At 40.1% G+C, this 17,814-nt stretch carries 16 protein-coding genes and 1 riboswitch; of the genes, 10 read left to right on the top strand and 6 right to left on the bottom strand.

Features of this window, described 5'->3' with window-relative positions; genetic code table 11:
- Positions 1-8 precede the first annotated feature (8 nt).
- Positions 9-1,238, bottom strand: a complete 1,230-nt coding sequence (gene trpB / locus EGT34_RS08280) for a tryptophan synthase subunit beta (protein ID WP_000372734.1) — start codon at positions 1,236-1,238, stop codon at positions 9-11.
- A complete protein-coding gene (locus tag EGT34_RS08285; RefSeq protein ID WP_000083555.1) occupies positions 1,222-1,881 on the bottom strand; it encodes a phosphoribosylanthranilate isomerase in 660 nt (219 codons plus the stop codon). The genes trpB and EGT34_RS08285 overlap by 17 nt, the downstream gene beginning before the upstream one ends.
- A gap of 126 nt (positions 1,882-2,007) precedes the next feature.
- Positions 2,008-2,214: riboswitch (cobalamin riboswitch) on the top strand.
- Positions 2,215-2,249: 35 nt separating this feature from the next.
- On the opposite strand from EGT34_RS08285, the gene EGT34_RS08290 reads away from it, so the two are divergent.
- The 3 genes from EGT34_RS08290 (at position 2,250) to EGT34_RS08300 (ending at position 5,540) form a co-directional block, all read left to right on the top strand.
- Entirely contained in the window at positions 2,250-4,082 is a 1,833-nt protein-coding gene (locus EGT34_RS08290; protein ID WP_000045383.1) for a TonB-dependent receptor plug domain-containing protein, read from the top strand.
- Between the two features lie 93 nt (positions 4,083-4,175).
- On the top strand, positions 4,176-4,754 hold the full coding sequence (locus EGT34_RS08295) for a cob(I)yrinic acid a,c-diamide adenosyltransferase (RefSeq protein WP_000509981.1): 579 nt from the start codon (positions 4,176-4,178) through the stop codon (positions 4,752-4,754).
- A 72-nt stretch (positions 4,755-4,826) separates the two neighbouring features.
- Positions 4,827-5,540 (top strand): glycerophosphodiester phosphodiesterase, encoded by a 714-nt coding sequence (locus tag EGT34_RS08300; protein WP_001220120.1) that lies wholly within the window; start codon positions 4,827-4,829, stop codon positions 5,538-5,540.
- Positions 5,541-5,568: 28 nt separating this feature from the next.
- On the opposite strand, the gene EGT34_RS08305 is transcribed toward EGT34_RS08300, so the two are convergent.
- Entirely contained in the window at positions 5,569-6,099 is a 531-nt protein-coding gene (locus EGT34_RS08305) for an META domain-containing protein (protein ID WP_000701698.1), read from the bottom strand.
- Between the two features lie 208 nt (positions 6,100-6,307).
- Here EGT34_RS08305 and EGT34_RS08310 point away from each other — a divergent pair, with 208 nt between their 5' ends.
- Together EGT34_RS08310 and EGT34_RS08315 are read left to right on the top strand one after the other, a co-directional pair.
- Positions 6,308-7,480 (top strand): acyl-CoA desaturase, encoded by a 1,173-nt coding sequence (locus EGT34_RS08310; protein ID WP_000199593.1) that lies wholly within the window; start codon positions 6,308-6,310, stop codon positions 7,478-7,480.
- Between the two features lie 113 nt (positions 7,481-7,593).
- Positions 7,594-9,036, top strand: a complete 1,443-nt coding sequence (locus tag EGT34_RS08315; RefSeq protein ID WP_024437253.1) for a protein adenylyltransferase SelO — start codon at positions 7,594-7,596, stop codon at positions 9,034-9,036.
- Positions 9,037-9,099: 63 nt separating this feature from the next.
- On the opposite strand, the gene EGT34_RS08320 is transcribed toward EGT34_RS08315, so the two are convergent.
- The gene (locus EGT34_RS08320) at positions 9,100-9,786 is read right to left on the bottom strand and encodes a response regulator (protein WP_000680577.1); all 687 of its coding nucleotides are present in this window, start codon (positions 9,784-9,786) and stop codon (positions 9,100-9,102) included.
- A 19-nt stretch (positions 9,787-9,805) separates the two neighbouring features.
- Entirely contained in the window at positions 9,806-11,464 is a 1,659-nt protein-coding gene (gene baeS, locus EGT34_RS08325; RefSeq protein ID WP_005119692.1) for a sensor histidine kinase efflux regulator BaeS, read from the bottom strand.
- Between the two features lie 131 nt (positions 11,465-11,595).
- Between baeS and EGT34_RS08330 the strand changes: the two genes are divergently transcribed.
- From EGT34_RS08330 to EGT34_RS08345, 4 genes are all read left to right on the top strand, one after another.
- Positions 11,596-11,976 carry a hypothetical protein gene (locus EGT34_RS08330; protein WP_000784274.1) on the top strand — a complete coding sequence of 127 codons (381 nt, stop codon included), beginning with the start codon at positions 11,596-11,598 and terminating at the stop codon, positions 11,974-11,976.
- Between the two features lie 289 nt (positions 11,977-12,265).
- Entirely contained in the window at positions 12,266-14,068 is a 1,803-nt protein-coding gene (locus EGT34_RS08335; RefSeq protein ID WP_001136744.1) for an acyl-CoA dehydrogenase C-terminal domain-containing protein, read from the top strand.
- A gap of 167 nt (positions 14,069-14,235) precedes the next feature.
- Positions 14,236-16,017, top strand: coding sequence for an acyl-CoA dehydrogenase C-terminal domain-containing protein (locus EGT34_RS08340; protein WP_001123429.1), 1,782 nt, complete (start codon positions 14,236-14,238; stop codon positions 16,015-16,017).
- Positions 16,018-16,135: 118 nt separating this feature from the next.
- Positions 16,136-16,618 (top strand): phosphate-starvation-inducible protein PsiE, encoded by a 483-nt coding sequence (locus EGT34_RS08345; protein WP_001113293.1) that lies wholly within the window; start codon positions 16,136-16,138, stop codon positions 16,616-16,618.
- Between the two features lie 36 nt (positions 16,619-16,654).
- Here the strand turns inward: EGT34_RS08345 and EGT34_RS08350 are convergent, their stop codons facing one another.
- Complete coding sequence (locus EGT34_RS08350; protein ID WP_000743009.1) at positions 16,655-17,038, bottom strand: RcnB family protein; 384 nt, start codon at positions 17,036-17,038, stop codon at positions 16,655-16,657.
- Positions 17,039-17,202: 164 nt separating this feature from the next.
- Between EGT34_RS08350 and EGT34_RS08355 the strand changes: the two genes are divergently transcribed.
- A complete protein-coding gene (locus EGT34_RS08355) occupies positions 17,203-17,649 on the top strand; it encodes a hypothetical protein (RefSeq protein WP_001290060.1) in 447 nt (148 codons plus the stop codon).
- Positions 17,650-17,814: the final 165 nt, after the last annotated feature.

Here is a 17,814-nt window from a genome sequence, read left to right on the forward strand (position 1 = left end):
GTATCCTCTTACATCTCGACCATTTCTACGCCATCAATGCGTGCAACTGTCATTAAGTCTTTATCGCCACGGCCTGAAACAGTCGCAATAATAATCTGATCTTTAGACATCGTCGGTGCAAGCTTAGAGACATACGCCATCGCGTGCGAGCTTTCAAGCGCAGGAATAATCCCTTCGATTTTGGTTAAGTCACGGAAACCTTGAAGAGCCTCTGTATCATTAATCGGCACGTACTCTACACGCTTCATATCTTTCAAGAAGCTATGTTCAGGACCAACACCCGGATAATCAAGGCCCGCCGAGATACTGTGTGTCTCAATAATCTGGCCCTGTTCATCACTCATTAAATAAGTACGGTTACCATGTAATACACCCACATGACCCGCATTTAACGGCGCAGAGTGTTTACCAGTTTCAATACCAAAACCAGCGGCTTCAACACCATACATTTTTACATTGGCATCGTTTAGGAATGGATAGAACAGGCCCATTGCATTTGAACCACCACCAACACAAGCAACTAATGCATCTGGTAAGCGACCCGCTTGCTCCAAAATCTGTTTACGCGCTTCACGACCAATAATTGACTGGAAGTCACGAACAAGTTGAGGATAAGGATGCGGACCTGCAACTGTACCAATGACATAGTAAGTCGTATCAACGTTGGTTACCCAGTCACGCATCGCTTCGTTCATGGCATCTTTTAATGTTTTAGAGCCACTTTGCACAGGCACAACTGTTGCACCCAACAAACGCATACGGTAAACGTTCATCGCTTGACGCTTAACGTCTTCAGCACCCATATAAACAACACATTCAAGACCTAAACGTGCTGCAATGGTTGCTGTTGCTACACCATGCTGGCCTGCACCAGTTTCGGCAATAATACGTTTTTTACCAGAAAGCTTTGCCAATAACGCCTGACCAATCGTGTTGTTTACCTTGTGTGAGCCTGTATGGTTCAAGTCTTCACGTTTAAGGTAAATTTGCGCACCACCTAACTCTTTTGACCATCGCTCAGCATAATAAAGTGGACTAGGACGACCTACATAGTAGGCGAGGTCACGGTCGAATTCTGCCAAAAACTGTTCATCATTTTTCATGCGGGAATAGAGATTTTCCAAATCTTCTAATGCCGCCATTAAAGTTTCTGACACAAAACGTCCGCCATGGATACCGAAATGCCCATTTGCATCTGGGAATTGGGTATAGTCAATCACATTATTTTGCTGATCCACGTTGGACTCCTTGCATAAATCGTTCAATGAGTTGTTGGTCTTTTATACCTTTTGCGGACTCTACGCCTCCGCTCACATCTACTGCAAAAGCACCGGTAGTATGAATAGCGTCAATGACATTGTCAGGGGTTAAACCACCTGCCAAGATTAATGGAATATCAAGTTTCGGGAATTTAGACCAGTCAAACTGATGTCCTGTGCCCCCTTTAAGCTCAGGATGCCACGCATCGAGCAATACAGCACTGGCACCAGCTGCCTGATATTTTTGAATTTCAGCAACTACATCCAGATCAGGTTTAACCTGAATCGCTTTATACCAGCGACGTTTACAATGACGCGCTATTTCCTGACATTGTTCTGGAGTTTCATCGCCATGTAGTTGTAATACATCTAGGGGAACACAATCAAGTACATCCTGAATTTCAGTAACACTCGCGTTTACAAACAAACCCACCATTTGTACATAAGGCGGAACGAGTTTTGCTAATTCTTCTGCCTGTTCAACTGTTACATTTCTTGGACTCGGCGGAAAAAAAACAAAGCCTATCGCATCTGCTCCCGCTGCAACTACTGCCTGAACATCTTGCTTGCGAGTAATTCCACAGATTTTTGCTCGTGTACGTTTTTGGTTTGATTGGCTCATGAGCTGCTTAAACTACAACCATTTCTTAAAATAAGCGCCATTGTAATGCAATTTTTGCCCCTTGCGTAAAAGTTCTCAGGGAATTGCTTTAAATGACATTGTACGAAGTAATTCGGCACTTTATACTGCGTTCAAATAGAAGCAAGTGTAAGCAATTCATGCTTTAGGGAAGCTGGTGAAAGTCCGGCACTGCCCCCGCAACGGTAACAATGTAAAGCATATTTTTAAGTCGTTCTCGACTTACACCACTGCAGTGATGTGGGAAGGTGAATATGTCCATAAATTAAATATGGCGCTGAAGTCCGGAGACCTACTTGTTTCATCTATCTACCCGATCATTCACGTGGGGTGAATGTATGGAGCATGTTATGTCTAAGTCTTTTCAACCTACTCGTCTGGTAGGGGCTATCGCTATTGCGATGGGGTTTTCACCTGTTATTTTTGCTGAAGATACAACGAATGTAACTCAGCTTGATCCAATTGTAGTGACTGCTTCAAAAAGTGCTGAAAAAGCAAGTGAAGTTCCGGCGCGTATCAACATTATTGAACCAAAAGTTCTCGAACAATCTCCTATCGCTTCTTTACCACAATTATTACAAACCGATGCTTCCATCAATATGGTACAAAGTGGTGGTATGGGACAACTTGCAGAAATTTATTTACGAGGTACAGAATCTGATCATACTCTCGTGCTACGAGATGGAATTCGATTAAATAATGCATCCTCAGGAACAGCAAGTCTTGCATTTATTGACACAACAGATATTAAACAAATTGAGGTATTGAAAGGGCCTGCCTCTGTTCTCTATGGTACTGACGCCATTGGCGGAGTAATTCAGCTCGTTTCAAAAACACCTGAAAAGAATAGAGCTTTTATCACAGGTGAAATTGGTGAGAATAAAACTTATAAATCAGTTATTGGTGCTGATTTATATGAAGATGGTTTTTATGCCCAAATTCGTGGACAACGCTTAGAGTCTGATGCAACTAAAGTAACTAACCAAAAAACTAACTCATCGGATACAGCATCATTTGATCAAAAAGGTTTTAGTACAAAGTTTGGTGTTGAGCAGAAAGATTACGGTATTTCTGTCGACTATAGCCATAATGAAGGTTCAAGTCTTTATGATGCTTATACATTTAATGGTGCATTGCTTAAACAAGACTTCGAAAATGAGATTATCAATTTACGTAGCCGTTTAAATGTAACAGATAACTTAGAATTAAATACTCGTTTATCACAATTCAAAGATGAAGTTAATCAAAAAGACTCTACTGATTTTGTTCATAGCAAAACTCAGGAAGTAGAGCTATATAGCAAATGGAAGTTTTTACCACAGCAAACACTCTTAGTTGGTGCCACCCACCGTACATTGGATGGAGATATTCTATCTTATGGAGCACCATACAATGAAAACGTAGACTCGACAGGGTATTATCTTCAACATCAATTCAATGGTGATAGATTAAACACTCAAGCTGGTGTTCGTATAGAAGATAATGAAAAATATGGCTCACATACTGTTGGTCAGATTGCTGCACGTTACCAACTTTTAGATAAAACAAGTATCTATACTAATATTGGTACTGCTTTTAAATCACCAACGCTTAATGAACTTTTCAACTCATGGAATGGCAACCCAGATTTAAAACCAGAAGAAAGTACATCTTATGAAATTGGTATAGATCAAACTCTACCAGCAGGTTTTAAAACAGGTTTATCTGCTTACTATACTGAAGTTGAAGATCTTATCGGTTCAGTGAATTTTGGTAAATTAACTAATATTAATAAAGCAACTTACCAAGGTGGTGAATTTTATGTTGGTTGGCAGAAAGATGATCTATTTGCAAAAGCAACTTATAGCTATGTCAAACCTGAGAATGAAGAGACTCATCAGGACTTAAACCGCCGCCCTCGTCAAGGATTAACCTTAACAACAGGTCTGCAAAATGAAGTGTATGGCATTAGTGCTTCGCTTGTTGCAAAATCAAAGTCGAAAGACTGGGATAGTAATTACAAGAATCCAGGTTACGCAACTGTAGATATTAATGCTTATTGGAATATGAATCCGCATATTAAATTGTTTACTAATATCCAAAATATTGGAGACGTGGATTATAAAACAGCTTATCAAGACCAAGGATACTACTATGTAAATGGTGGCCGCCTTGCGTCAGCTGGTGTGACCTTAAGCTACTAAGTAAAACTTTATTATAAAAATATTTTCTTAACTCCAGTTTCGGGGTAATGTTCTGACCGACATTATCCCTTTTTTATGTTCAGGATATCTATCATGGGACACCGTTTAAGCAAAATCTATACACGCACAGGCGATTCAGGTACCACAGGTTTAGGCGATGGCTCTCGTGTTGCTAAAGATGATCTAAGAATTGCGGCACTGGGTGATGTTGATGAACTAAACGCCATTATTGGGGTACTTCGTGCTCAAATCACAGATAGCCAAGTGGCTAATAAAGCTGATTGGGACAAAAGCTTGAGTCTGATTCAACACTGGCTTTTTGACTTAGGCGGCGAAGTTTGTATTCCAAATTACAATTTGCTTCAGCCCGTTTGTATTGAATTTCTTGAAAAAGAAATTGACCGTATGAATGAAGATTTGCCTATGCTAAAAGAATTTATTCTGCCATCTGGTTCTTTATCTTGCAGTTATGCCCATCAAGCCCGTGCCGTTTGTCGTCGTGCAGAGCGATCGCTCATGTCAGTACAAACTCGCGATCAAAATATTCAAGCCACTGCCCTTCAACTTTTAAATCGTCTATCTGACTGGTTATTTGTCGCATCGCGTGCTTTACAGCGTGCTGAAGGTGGACAAGAAGTCCTTTGGCAAAAAAATATTAATGAGATGATTTAAAAATAGATTAAGTTAAGAAAGATCTCTACGTTTAAAGAGATCATTATCAAAAAGAACGGACAATAGAAATCTATGCGCATTATTGGTCATCGTGGTGCACGCCGAGAAGCTCCTGAAAATACATTAGGTGGTTTTCAGCACATTAAAAATTTAGGTATTCGTGGTGTCGAATTTGATATTCGTCAGCTGCAAGATCAAGAGTTGGTCGTCATTCATGATAATAGTTTTTTGCGCACGGCAGGTGTCGACCAAATTGTAGAGCAATCAACATTGGCTCAAGCATTAACATTTGATCATCGTCAAAATTGGCCTAACTGGCCAACCTCTGAACCAACCCCTACTCTTACAGGCGTTTTAAATTTACTTGATAACTTTGATCATATTGAAGTTGAAGTTAAAGCTGTAAGAGATATGGCATTAGCAGAAAAGTTAGTTCAAAAGCTTGAGACTGAGTTACAAGGTTTCGAGAAAGTCGTAACCATCACAAGTTTTGATCTTCAAATTCTAACCGCTTTACGTGATATCAACTCTCAATTTAAACGCGGATTGTTAGTTGAACTTCCGGTTGGAGCAACGGCGATTGAACTTGCTCATCAATATGGGTGCTGTCATATTGGCTGGCATGATCAACTTGCAACAGATGAAATGATTCAATTGTCGCATCAAGCTGGTTTGAACATTAGTGTCTGGACAGTGAACGATGTAGAAAGAGCAAAAAGACTACGGGATTTAGATATTCAGGGCTTAATTACAGATATTCCAACCACAATGCTTGAAGCTCTTTAAATATAAAAAAGGTGGTACTGACCACCTTTTATTTTTTCTCGGCCTGAATCAAACGCTGACCGCTTTGATCAAGTAGATATAAGGTATTACCTACCAACTGGAAGCGTTTAATACGTTGTAAAGAATCGACCAATTCTGCTTCTTGAGCCAACGCGCCATCACAACTCGAATGACCTGCGTTAACTTCCATATCAAGTTTCTTTTGGCTGAAATCAAAAGTATATCGTCCAAAAACACGATTACATCCTGTATGACCAGTTACTGTTTTGACTGTAGAGTTCAATGAAAGAGTCGGCCACTGGTTAAAGAATTTTGCCTTATGACCATTTATCTGGGTAATTTGCCAATCTATATCTTGAACACCATCTGGACTCACTTTCTTTTTCACAACTGGCGTTTGTACACGATGTGTTGGTTTTACTTGGCCTTTGTGATTATTTGGTTGCGGCGTGCTTTGACATGCTGCCAATACAAGGCTGATTGCGATGAAAAGACATTTCAATGGCAATTTACTTGCAATATCAATGCTATTCTTTTTTCTCAATCGCTGTATTTTCATTACACAACTTCTCCTATCTGAAATGTTGTCAGGCATGGTTTAATTCTGTTACGGTTCTTTCAATACATCTGTACAATAATGCTAGTGATTCTCACTAAGCACGTGCTAATATGATGTGCAAAATAGCAATATATCTTGAAGATTGGTTTTGCTATGTCGATTTGTCTTTTTACCTTGTATGACAAGGTTTCTAGGAGCGCTGCCGGATATGACTTCCGCCCCACTCAAGGCCCCAATTAACTGGACCGCTAGCATTACCTTAATTGGTTTACCAATTCTTGCTGCAATCATAATCCCGATTTATGCGTATTATTATGATTTTAGTGTAAGCGCATGGGTAAGCTTATTTTTTCTTTTAGCTTTAAGTAGCATGGGGATTACTGCTGGTTACCATCGTCTTTGGGCACATCGTGCTTATGAAGCGTCGTTACCACTTAAAATTCTTTTAATGATTGGCGGCACATTTGCTGTACAAAACAGTATTCTGTTTTGGGCATCTGGTCACCGTACCCATCACCGTCATGTCGACGATGTAGATGAAGATCCATATTCAATTGAACGTGGCTTTTGGTATGCCCATATGGGTTGGATGATCCGCGATCATTCTCCATCTGAACCAGATTTTAAAAATGCACCAGACTTACTCAATGACAAACTGGTGATGTTCCAACATAAATACTACGCCTTGATGGTCGTAGCGGTTCACGTTGGTATTTTAGGTTTGGTTGGCTGGGCAACTGGCGATTTATGGGGTGTTGTACTTCTTGGTGGTCTATTACGTTTAATCATTAGCCATCAAGTTACATTCTTCATCAACTCACTTTGCCACATGTTCGGTAAACGCCCTTATACCGATGAAAACTCAGCACGCGATAACTTCTGGTTAGCGATTGCAACTTGGGGTGAGGGTTACCACAACTATCACCATATTTTCCAGTACGACTATCGTAATGGTGTGAAATGGTGGCAATATGATCCAACAAAATGGCTAATCTGGACATGCTCTAAGATTGGTTTAGCAAAGAACCTACGTCGTATTCCAAGCTTTAATATTAAAAAAGCAGAATTGGCAATGAAGTTTAAATATGCTGAACAAGACTTGGCTATTTATGGTCATGATGTAAATGCCGACATTAGTCAAATGAAGCAACGTATTGCTCAAGAGTATGAAGCATTTACACATACTTTAAATGACTGGGCGAAACTCAAAGAACAAGAGTTACAAGCAAAGAAAGCAGCAATGGCTGAAAAGATTCACAAAATGGATCACAAGTTAAAAGTTGATTTCCAATTGCTTGAACATCGTTTGAGTCATCACCGTGAGTGTTTAGAAACTTTAATGCGTAACATTAAAAAGAACACAAACGTCGTACCAGACTAATACGTGTTTATCCCGAAATAGCACCTGTAGAGCCATACTTTGCAGGTGCTATTTTTTTGGCTTGTTTTTAACTATGGTATAGTGAATTTTGCCTCAAATATTTAGTCCAGCCTATGCAATTTAATCCGCTTTATTCATCGCTCAATCCTAAGCTTTTTCATATCCAGCAACCTTCTCCGCTTCGTGGTGCAAAGGCTGGACACTTTAATTTAGCTTTAGCCGAAGAGTTACAATGGACAGATGAAGAAAAACAGGCTTGGGTAGAAATTTGCAGTGGTCAGCGTACCTTCTCGGAATTCCCGCCTTTGGCTATGGTGTATGCAGGCCATCAGTTTGGACAATGGGCCGGTCAACTAGGCGACGGACGTGGCTTACTCATTGCGCAGATTCTTAATAAAAAAGGCCAAACCATAGATTTACATTTAAAAGGTGCAGGCCCTACGCCCTATTCGCGTATGGGAGATGGGCGAGCAGTTTTACGCTCTGTTATTCGTGAATATTTAGCAGGACATGCTTTAAATGCTTTAGGGGTGGCTTCTAGTCACGCAGTAGGTTTTACAAGCTCCACTCAAGGTGTACAGCGTGAAAAGCTAGAACTTGGCGCAATGTTACTTAGAACATCTGAATGTCATATCCGTTTAGGCCATTTTGAATGGATCAATCAATATGCACCTGAGCTATTGGCCGAGTTCACTCAAAAATGTATTGAATGGCACTATCCAGAATGTCAACAAGAAGAGCAACCTATTTTAGCTTTTGCTAAAGCTGTGATTAGAAATACAGCCATTATGATCGCCAAATGGCAGCTGGTCGGTTTTGCTCATGGTGTGATGAATACCGATAACTTAAATATTACGGGTTCTACACTCGATTTTGGTCCATACGGTTTTATGGAACGTTTCCGACCAAATTGGATTAACAACCATTCCGATTACCAAGGGCGTTACACCTATCAAAACCAGCCGAGTATTGCGCACTGGAACTTATGGACTTGGTTAAATAATCTTATTCCACTTGCCGAACCTGAGCATAAAGAACAGTTCAAAGAAGCGCTGGCCGCTTGCCTAGAAGAATTTGAGCCGACTTTTATTGAGCATTACACCACTGGGTTATGTCAAAAAATGGGGCTTCCTCATTTTCATAAAGACAGTACTGAATGCGGCTTAAGCTTTTTGCGTATTCTGCAAGCGGAGCAGCTCGATTACACCCAAAGCTTCATTCGCCTTCAAAATAAAGAATACAAAGCCTTACGTGATGACTGCCTTGATATTCGACAATTTGATGCATTCCTTACGCAGTATCAAAACATCCGTGAATATCAAGATATTGATGAGCTTGATGCAAACATGCAGCAGGTAAATCCAATTTATATCTTACGTAACCATATGGCACAGCGAGCTATTGAGGCAGCGGAACGAGATGATTTTAGTGAGGTTGACCGCTTATTCAAGCTACTCAACCATCCCTATACAAGGCAACCAGATTTGGAAAAAGCGGAAGATTTAGGTCCGTTACCAAGCGATGTACCTGATGTAGCGGTGAGCTGTTCTTCTTAATTTTTTATCCACATTTTCTGTGGATAACATTGTGGTTATCCACAGCATAACTTTTCTAAGCAATTATTCTTCTGGATATTCGAAGCGATAACCTACTCCATAAACAGCTTGAATCCACTCATGACGGTTACCAGTTTCGGCCACTTCCGTGATTTTTCGACGCAAGTTTTTAATATGGCTATCAATAACTCGGTCGGCAACATCAAAGCTGTCCGGATTAATATGATCTAATAATTGTGCACGTGAATAAACTTGCCCCACATGTTCTAAAAATAACTCAAGTAGGCGAAATTCTGTTGGCGTTAAACTTAAAGATTTTTGTTGATACCAAATTCTTTGCTGTGCTTTATCAATACGGAAAGAATCATTTTGCTCTGGCTCAGCCTTACGTTCTAAACGGCGTAAAACGGCCTGCACACGAGCAACCAGTTCTTTTGGACTAAAAGGTTTGCACACATAATCATCTGCCCCCATGTTTAGACCCAAGACACGATCAATTTCTTCAGTACGTGCCGTCACCATAATAATCGGTAAATCTGACTGTTCACGTACCTTACGGCAAATCGTTAAACCATCCATTCTTGGAACCATTAAGTCCAGAATCATTAAATTAGGTTTACGTTGTTGAAAGCTCGTGTAAGCATCCTGACCATCATGAAACATGCTTACTTCGAATCCAGCAGCCTCAAGATAATCACGCACCAGATGCGCTAACTCGACTTCATCCTCAACCAACATAATATGTTTCATGGGCCATTTTTCCTTTTATTTAACTCTGCTTTTTAAAGGTCAGTACACAACGTAAACCACCTAATGGTGAGTGTTCAAAACTGAGTGTACCACCAAGCGCCTGCGCAATTTTACAAGATAAAGCTAAGCCTAGTCCTGTTCCACCTGTACTACGCGTACGCGAATCATCGACACGATAAAAACGTTCACCTAAACGTGATAATTGCTCATCACTTAAACCAAATGGACTGTCATCAACATATAAAGTCCACTCCTGAGGCGTTTGACTTGTATGAATATGAATCTTTCCACCTGTTTCGGTATAGCGAATACTATTACCAATCAAATTAACAATAATTTGTTTAAATCGATCGCGGTCTAACAATAAAGAAGCACCTTCACCTTCCACCTCAATTTCTAACCCTGCTTGTTCGAGTTTAGGTCTGAAATTTTCGACTTCTTGCAGTATAACTTCCCAAGGATTAACCGAACTCAAATAACATTTAAGTTGTTGAGCATCAGCCTGAGCCAAGTCTGCCAAATCTTGTGTCAATTTCTTTAAACTCGAAACTTGTCGCATCATGGCATCAAGATGTTCAGGTGTTGCCTTTCGGATACCGTCTTGCATCGCTTCAATCTGCGCTTGCAAAACAGCCAATGGAGTTTTCAATTCATGAGAGGTATCTGCAACCCATTGACGTCGTGATTCTTCATGCTGATGTAAAATTTCAGCTAAATGATTTAATTGAGTAGATAAATCACCTAACTCATCATTTCGTTTAATCACAACTTGGTGTTGATAATTACCTTTTGTTAACTCATTTGTTGCATTTAATAGACGCTGAATTGGCTTTTTAAAATAAGTTGCCATTAAAAGTGCTGCAACTAAACTCGACAGTAATGTTAAGGCATAAATTAAAAGTAAATAGCGCTTTTGATTACTGAAGAAATTAATACTTAATGCATCTTCTTTATCTAAAACTGGTTTTAGACCTAAATAACCTACGACCTGACTATTGACCATAATCGGGCGATAAGACATCTGATCCGAAGATGGCGGTTCACCCACTACGAACTGGTGTTTGGCATCATATAAAGATAAACGAGAACTTAAGCCCAGCCGGTCTGGTAAAGCAATAAAACGCTTCTTACCATTTTGCGTCTCAATGTCTTTGAGGCTTCCTTTTTTTGATTTGTTTTTATCATCGCTTGGACGAAACTGGTTTGCACTTAGCGGGAATCTTAAACCTTCAAATGGTTGATATTCCGAAGGTAAGTTTTGCTCAAGTGTACGTAGTTCTTCATCACTAAAAATAGAGTTTTTATTTACCGTTCCCGCATCTGGAGAAATATTAATGAGAGTGTGTTCATCGAAAGAATGCTGCTGAATGGCAATATCATATTGGCGGCGTAACCACCACTGGGAAAGTCGGTCATAATCATCTGGTGCTGCCGTTCCTTCAATTTGTAAGATTTGCGCCTGAATCGCATTCCCCCAATCATGATAAACGGTATATACATTTCCCAGATTAGTAATGAGCCGATCTAGCTTTTGCATTTCAACATCGGCTACATATTTGGCAAAGTTCTTTTGCATCGTCCAGTGCAGAACACTCAAACTTGCAGTTGCAATTAACAGCGTGGTAAGCAAGACCGTTAAAAATAACCGCAAGGCTATGGGAACACGTAGAACGTTCAAAAGCACTCTCTCATTTTTACTCTATATTTTGCATTGTAACCAACAACGAAAAGAAAAACTCTCCATTGTTTCTTCATCTTTATTATCTAATCTTTAAGCCATCTTAAAACAAACATTAAAGGGTTTTAACCATGAAAATGACGGCTAAAATTGCATTATTCAGTGCAGCAATTGTAACTATGGGTAGTTTGGCTGCTTGTCAATCAACAACTCAACCACCTAAGCCAGAACATGGCATGATGCAAGATAGCCCACGTGATGGTCACCACCATCGTATGAAACACCGTGAATTTACGCCTGAACAAAAAGCAGCATGGGAACAACACCGTGCAGAGCGTAAAGCTCGTTTTGAGCAAATTCAAAAAGCATGTGAAGGTAAAGCTGTTGGACAAACTGTCAATGTTCAAGTTGGAGATAAAACACTTGAAGGTACATGTAACCTCCGCTTTGAGCCAAAACGTCCTCAACCACCAGTCAATGCCCCTGCTCCAGTAGCGTCTCAAGCAAAATAATTCTAAAAACAGTAAAACAAAAGGCGCCAGAAGGCGCCTTTTGTTTATACATAACTATTTACGATTTTGACTATTTGTCTCATCTAAACTTCATCAAAAGTGTTTACACTCAAAGCACTTACATAGTTCAAGTATTTTTTTCTTGACTTTGCAGTCACAAAGTAAAGGCCCCGAGGTGCTTGTACAGTTATGCAAGTTGTTGCACGATGTAATAGTTCAAGGTGCCTTATGGCACATTATCGTAGATTAGGATTATAACTCTGGTTTCACCAGTATTGAGGAACCCGATATGCCACAATACAAAGCGCCCTTACGTGATATGCAATTCGTTTTGCATGAATTATTAAATGCTGAAGAACACTATGCAAAATTACCTGACTTTCAAGGTAACGTAAGCCGTGAATTGGTTGATCAATATTTAGAAGCTGCGGCAGACTTCTGTGAAAATGAACTTTCTCCTTTAAACCAAGTTGGCGACCGTGAAGGTTGTACTTGGAATGATGGTGTTGTAACTACACCAACAGGCTTTAAAGAAGCTTATCAAAAATACATCGAACTTGGCTTCCCGTCTTTATCAGCAGAAGAACAATACGGTGGTCAAGGCTTACCTAACTCTTTAGGTATCGCAATTTCAGAAATGGTAGGTAGCTCTAACTGGGCATGGGGTATGTACCCTGGTTTGTCTCACGGTGCAGTACGTACATTAGAACATCACGGTTCTGAAGAGCAAAAAAATACTTACTTACCAAACCTTGTTTCAGGTGTTTGGACAGGTACGATGTGTTTAACTGAATCTCATGCAGGTTCAGACTTAGGTATTATCCGTACTAAAGCAGAACCAAATGCAGATGGTAGCTATGCAATCTCTGGCGAGAAAATCTTTATCTCTGCTGGTGAACACGACATGGCTGAAAACATTATCCATATCGTTCTTGCTCGTCTACCAGGCGCACCAAAAGGAACTAAAGGGATTTCGTTATTCATCGTTCCTAAGTTCAATGTCAATGCAGACGGAACTCTAGGCGAACGTAATGCCGTACGTTGTGGTTCAATCGAACACAAAATGGGTATTCACGGTAACGCGACTTGTGTCATTAACTTTGACCAAGCAAAAGGTTATTTAATTGGCCCTGAAAACCGTGGTTTGAACTGTATGTTCACCTTCATGAACACAGCACGTATTGGCACTGCGGTTCAAGGTTTATCTGCATCTGAGTCTTCTTTCCAAGGTGCTTTAACTTACGCGAAAGAACGTTTAGCTATGCGTTCACTTTCTGGTCCTAAAGCTCCAGAAAAAGAAGCAGATCCAATTATCGTTCACCCTGCCGTTCGTAACATGCTTTTAACTCAAAAAGCGTTTGCTGAAGGTGGTCGTGCACTTGTGTACTTACTTGCTCAATATGCAGATATCGTTGAAAAAGGCGAAACTGAAGAAGAGCGTAAGTTTGCTGACAACATCTTGTCTTTATTAACTCCAATTGCAAAAGCATTCTTAACTGAAACAGGTTCTGAATCTGCTAAGCACGGTGTTCAAGTGTTCGGTGGTCATGGCTTCATTTCTGAGCATGGCATGGAGCAAATCGTACGTGATACACGTATTGCTTGCTTGTATGAAGGTACAACTGAAATTCAGGCACTGGACTTGTTAGGCCGTAAAGTTTTACAAACTCAAGGTGCAATGCTTCGTGATTTCACTAAGATTGTTCACAAGTTTGTAGAAGCAAATAAAGACAATGCTGCCATGAAAGAATTTGTTGAGCCACTTGCTGCGCTGAACAAAGAATGGGGCGACCTCACTATGCAAATCGGTATGCGTGCAATGCAAAATCCGGATGAAGTGGGTGCAGCGGCTGTAGATTACCTCTACTTCTCTGGTTACGTTACTTTAGCTTATCTATGGGCTCGTATGGCGCTTGTAGCACAAGAGAAATTAGCTGCGGGTACAACCGATGTTGATTTCTACAATGCGAAAGTAACTACTGCTCGCTTCTACTTCAAGAAAATTTTACCGCGTGTACGCTCTCATGTAGATGTTATCGCAGGTGGTTTAGACCCATTGATGGCATTAGATGCTGAACATTTCGCTTTCTAATCATAGTTAGTTGCGATATGCAATGTTAAAAACCAAAAAAGGACTGCTCAGTTTTGACGGTCCTTTTTTTATAAAATCAATGATAAATTTAGATTTTAAATTCAATATCCATTTCGTTTTACAGGATATCTAGCACAGGCCGATGTGCACAAAAAAGGTGAACGATTATGCCAATTTACAATGCTCCTTTAGCTGATATGAAATTCATCTTAAATGATGTATTTAAAGCAGAACAATTTTGGCAGGCTAATGAGAAACTCGCTCATGTAGATGCTGCAACAGCTGAAGCAATTTTAGAAGAAATGGCTAAATTTGCTCAGAACGTGACTCATCCATTAAACCGTACTGGTGATGAAGAAGGCGCTCGCTACGAAAACGGCGAAGTCTTTACTCCTGCTGGCTTTAAAGATGCATTTCGTCAATATGCAGAAGGTGGTTGGATTGGCTTAGGTGCAGATGAAGAATGGGGCGGTCAAGGCATGCCAAAAATGCTTACCGTTCTTGCCGATGAAATGTTATTCGCGACTAACCCATCTTTCATGCTCTACCCGCTTCTTTCAGTGGGTGCAGGTATGGCTTTAAGCAGCTACGCATCTCAAGAACAAAAAGAAACGTATTTACCTAAGATTTATTCAGGTGAATGGTCAGGTACCATGTGTTTGACTGAACCACATGCCGGTACTGACTTAGGTATTATCAAAACTAAAGCCGAGCGCAATGAAGATGGTACTTATAATATTACAGGTACTAAAATCTTCATCACTGGCGGTGACAACGATTTAGCAGAAAACATCATTCACTTAGTACTTGCTAAAACTCCAGATGCTCCTGCTGGTTCACGTGGTATCTCGTTATTTATCGTACCGAAATACCTTGTAAATGAAGATGGTTCTTTAGGCGAACGTAACCATGTTGGCCCAGGTTCAATTGAACATAAAATGGGTATCAAAGCATCTGCTACTTGTGTGATGAACTTTGATGGCGCAAAAGGTTACCTCGTTGGTAAAGAAAACGAAGGCCTTGCTGCCATGTTCGTTATGATGAACTACGAACGTTTATCAATGGGTATTCAAGGTTTAGGTGCATCTGAATTTGCATATCAAAATGCTGCTCAATACGCGACTGACCGTTTACAAGGTCGTAGTGCAGCTGGTGTTCAATCACCAAGCAAACCTGCTGACAGCATTTTAGTCCACGGCGATGTACGTCGTATGTTGTTAAACGTACGTGCAAACAACGAAGCTTCTCGTGCCTTTGCAGTTTATGTAGGCCAGCAGCTCGATATCACTAAATTCTCAACTGATGCAGAAGCCGTGAAAAAAGCCAATGACCGTGTTGCGCTTTTAACCCCAATTGCAAAAGCTTACCTCACAGATACAGCCTTCCAAGCGACATTAGATGCTCAAATGGTATTTGGTGGTCACGGTTATATTCGTGAATGGGGTATGGAACAATGTATCCGTGATCTTCGTATTGCTCAAATCTACGAAGGAACTAACGGCGTTCAATCTCAAGATTTAATTGGTCGTAAAACCATTAAATGTGGCGGTGCATTCATTGCTGAATACATCACTGAAATTCGTGACTTTGCAAATGACTTAGACACTGACTTGAACTTCATTAAAGATGCAACTTTAGATGCTGCCACTGAAATCGAAGCAATCACTCAGTTTATTATTGAGCAAGCTGCAGAGAACGTAGAGTTCCCGAACTCTGCTGCTGTTGATTACTTACATGCAGTGGGTCTACTCAGCTTCTCTTATATGTTTGCAAAAATTGCTGCCGCTGCTAAAGACAAGTCTGGTGATTTCTACCAAAACAAACTTGCATTGGCTCAATACTTTGTTGAACGTATCTTGCCAGATATTGATGCACGTATTGCTAAAATCAAAGCAGGTTCAGACTTAATTATGGGCTTTAGTGAAGATTACTTTACAAACCAAGCGTAATTAAATTTTTTATAAAAGCGCCTGAAAAATCAGGCGTTTTTTATTTTGTATTTACTATTTCCATTGGCACAAAATTTGTTTAATTTCTAAACATTCTCATATTAAAAGAGATTTTACTATGCCTGATCCCAAAAAGTTTGAAAGAACCCTTGATCGGTTTGGACATTATGCTGTTGAGGCTTTTCATTATTTAGCCTTATTTATCATAGGCTGTATGATTGCTTGGTCTGCTGCTCATACCGTTTTTGAAATTCTGACCGTCAAAAAATATGCATCAATCGATGATATTTTATTATTATTTATTTACCTAGAACTTGGGGCAATGGTTGGAATTTACTTTAAAACCAATCATATGCCTGTACGTTTTCTTATTTATGTCGCCATTACAGCCCTAACACGTTTACTGATTTCTGATATCCAACATGACCATAAAGCTGACCTTGATCAAGTCATTATTACTGGCTCAATTCTTATTTTAGCCTTATCTATTTTAGTTGTCCGTTTTGCTTCTTGGCACTACCCATCTGTTATGAAAGAAAAACATTCAAAAACGCCTACTTCGTTAAAAACGCCCCAACCGCAAGATGACGAGTTGGCATAAAAAATGGCCTCAAGCGGGCCATTTTTTATTTTACGTTTAACGAACTCGATAAATGTGATGTTTCGAGTCAACCAATAAGTATTGGTTAGGAGTCTTCACCCAGTGGTATCCACGTGGCGGTGCATATAAGCGATGTGCACGCCAGTCTGAGACATAATAACGGCTATTACGGTATTCCACAGGAATACGATCACCGCGCTTAAAGGCTACATATCGGCCATAATGGTTGCCACGCTCAGAGTGTGACCAAACAGGAGCTCTATGATCATTGCGGTGGTCATAACGATAATCATGACGCTGTTCATAGCGATTATGGTCTTTACCGTGATAGTTATCCCAACGATGATTTGAATCGGCCATCGCAGTTGCCGACATACCCAACATTAATGTTGAAAGTACGAGAACAATAGGCTTTTTCATGGAGTATTCCTTTTTATCTTGATCTGAAGCTAGATTAAGAGAGAGTCAAGGAGAAACCATGAATAAAATGGCTTTGATTGATATTGTTTGTAATGACTATAAAGAAAATATGAAGAATCTGTATCTGTGCTACCATTAGCATTTTTCAAGCTAGGTCAATTGCTGTGTCTGAAATCAGTTTTGAACGTCTTCATCAATTTTTCTGCAAAGTTCCAAGTGTACAAGAAGCCCGTATCATGGCTCATGGAGCAGATGGCGAACACGCTTGGTGGTTTAAGTTCAGTATTGATGTAGAACACCCTCTCGCATGGCAAACCGTTCAAGAACTAGGGCATGTTTTAAATTACCTGTCGACGAATGAGCGTTTACCTACTTTATTCTTTCCTGTATCTCCACCACCTTACATGAATGGTGAAGCAAAAGATTTTTTATCATGGGTTATTCAGTGTAATCACCCTGAGTTTTCTCCAGATGTGGTTTGTGATTGGCTTGAAGCGCGTTTGCCGAATCCTGTAGATGATGAGTCGCAGTGGAAAATTAAGACGGATTTGAGTGAAATAGAGAAGTTAGATGATAAAGCGTTGGATCAGTTGATTCCGCCTACTGCTTAACTCGGACTTATGGCACAGCCCTTACTTACAATAATATTTGAATGTCTTTTATATAAGCTAATGCCTCACTTTTGAGAGGTCAAAAGTGACAAAAACCTTTGTTTCACTGATGTTGCTTCCATGCAACACAGTGAAACGGCGACATCCATGTCGCCAATCACCTTG

Source organism: Acinetobacter sp. FDAARGOS_558, from assembly GCF_003937785.1.
In the GTDB taxonomy this organism is placed as follows: Bacteria; Pseudomonadota; Gammaproteobacteria; order Pseudomonadales; family Moraxellaceae; genus Acinetobacter; species Acinetobacter baumannii.

Excerpts from the sequence above, each read along its gene's own strand:
- EGT34_RS08285 (WP_000083555.1), bottom strand. The coding sequence starts at position 1,881 with ATGAGCCAATCAAACCAAAAACGTACACGAGCAAAAATCTGTGGAATT.
- EGT34_RS08290 (WP_000045383.1), top strand. The coding sequence starts at position 2,250 with ATGTCTAAGTCTTTTCAACCTACTCGTCTGGTAGGGGCTATCGCTATT.
- EGT34_RS08295 (WP_000509981.1), top strand. The coding sequence starts at position 4,176 with ATGGGACACCGTTTAAGCAAAATCTATACACGCACAGGCGATTCAGGT.
- EGT34_RS08300 (WP_001220120.1), top strand. The coding sequence starts at position 4,827 with ATGCGCATTATTGGTCATCGTGGTGCACGCCGAGAAGCTCCTGAAAAT.
- EGT34_RS08305 (WP_000701698.1), bottom strand. The coding sequence starts at position 6,099 with ATGAAAATACAGCGATTGAGAAAAAAGAATAGCATTGATATTGCAAGT.
- EGT34_RS08310 (WP_000199593.1), top strand. The coding sequence starts at position 6,308 with ATGACTTCCGCCCCACTCAAGGCCCCAATTAACTGGACCGCTAGCATT.
- EGT34_RS08315 (WP_024437253.1), top strand. The coding sequence starts at position 7,594 with ATGCAATTTAATCCGCTTTATTCATCGCTCAATCCTAAGCTTTTTCAT.
- EGT34_RS08320 (WP_000680577.1), bottom strand. The coding sequence starts at position 9,786 with ATGAAACATATTATGTTGGTTGAGGATGAAGTCGAGTTAGCGCATCTG.
- EGT34_RS08330 (WP_000784274.1), top strand. The coding sequence starts at position 11,596 with ATGAAAATGACGGCTAAAATTGCATTATTCAGTGCAGCAATTGTAACT.
- EGT34_RS08335 (WP_001136744.1), top strand. The coding sequence starts at position 12,266 with ATGCCACAATACAAAGCGCCCTTACGTGATATGCAATTCGTTTTGCAT.
- EGT34_RS08340 (WP_001123429.1), top strand. The coding sequence starts at position 14,236 with ATGCCAATTTACAATGCTCCTTTAGCTGATATGAAATTCATCTTAAAT.
- EGT34_RS08345 (WP_001113293.1), top strand. The coding sequence starts at position 16,136 with ATGCCTGATCCCAAAAAGTTTGAAAGAACCCTTGATCGGTTTGGACAT.
- EGT34_RS08350 (WP_000743009.1), bottom strand. The coding sequence starts at position 17,038 with ATGAAAAAGCCTATTGTTCTCGTACTTTCAACATTAATGTTGGGTATG.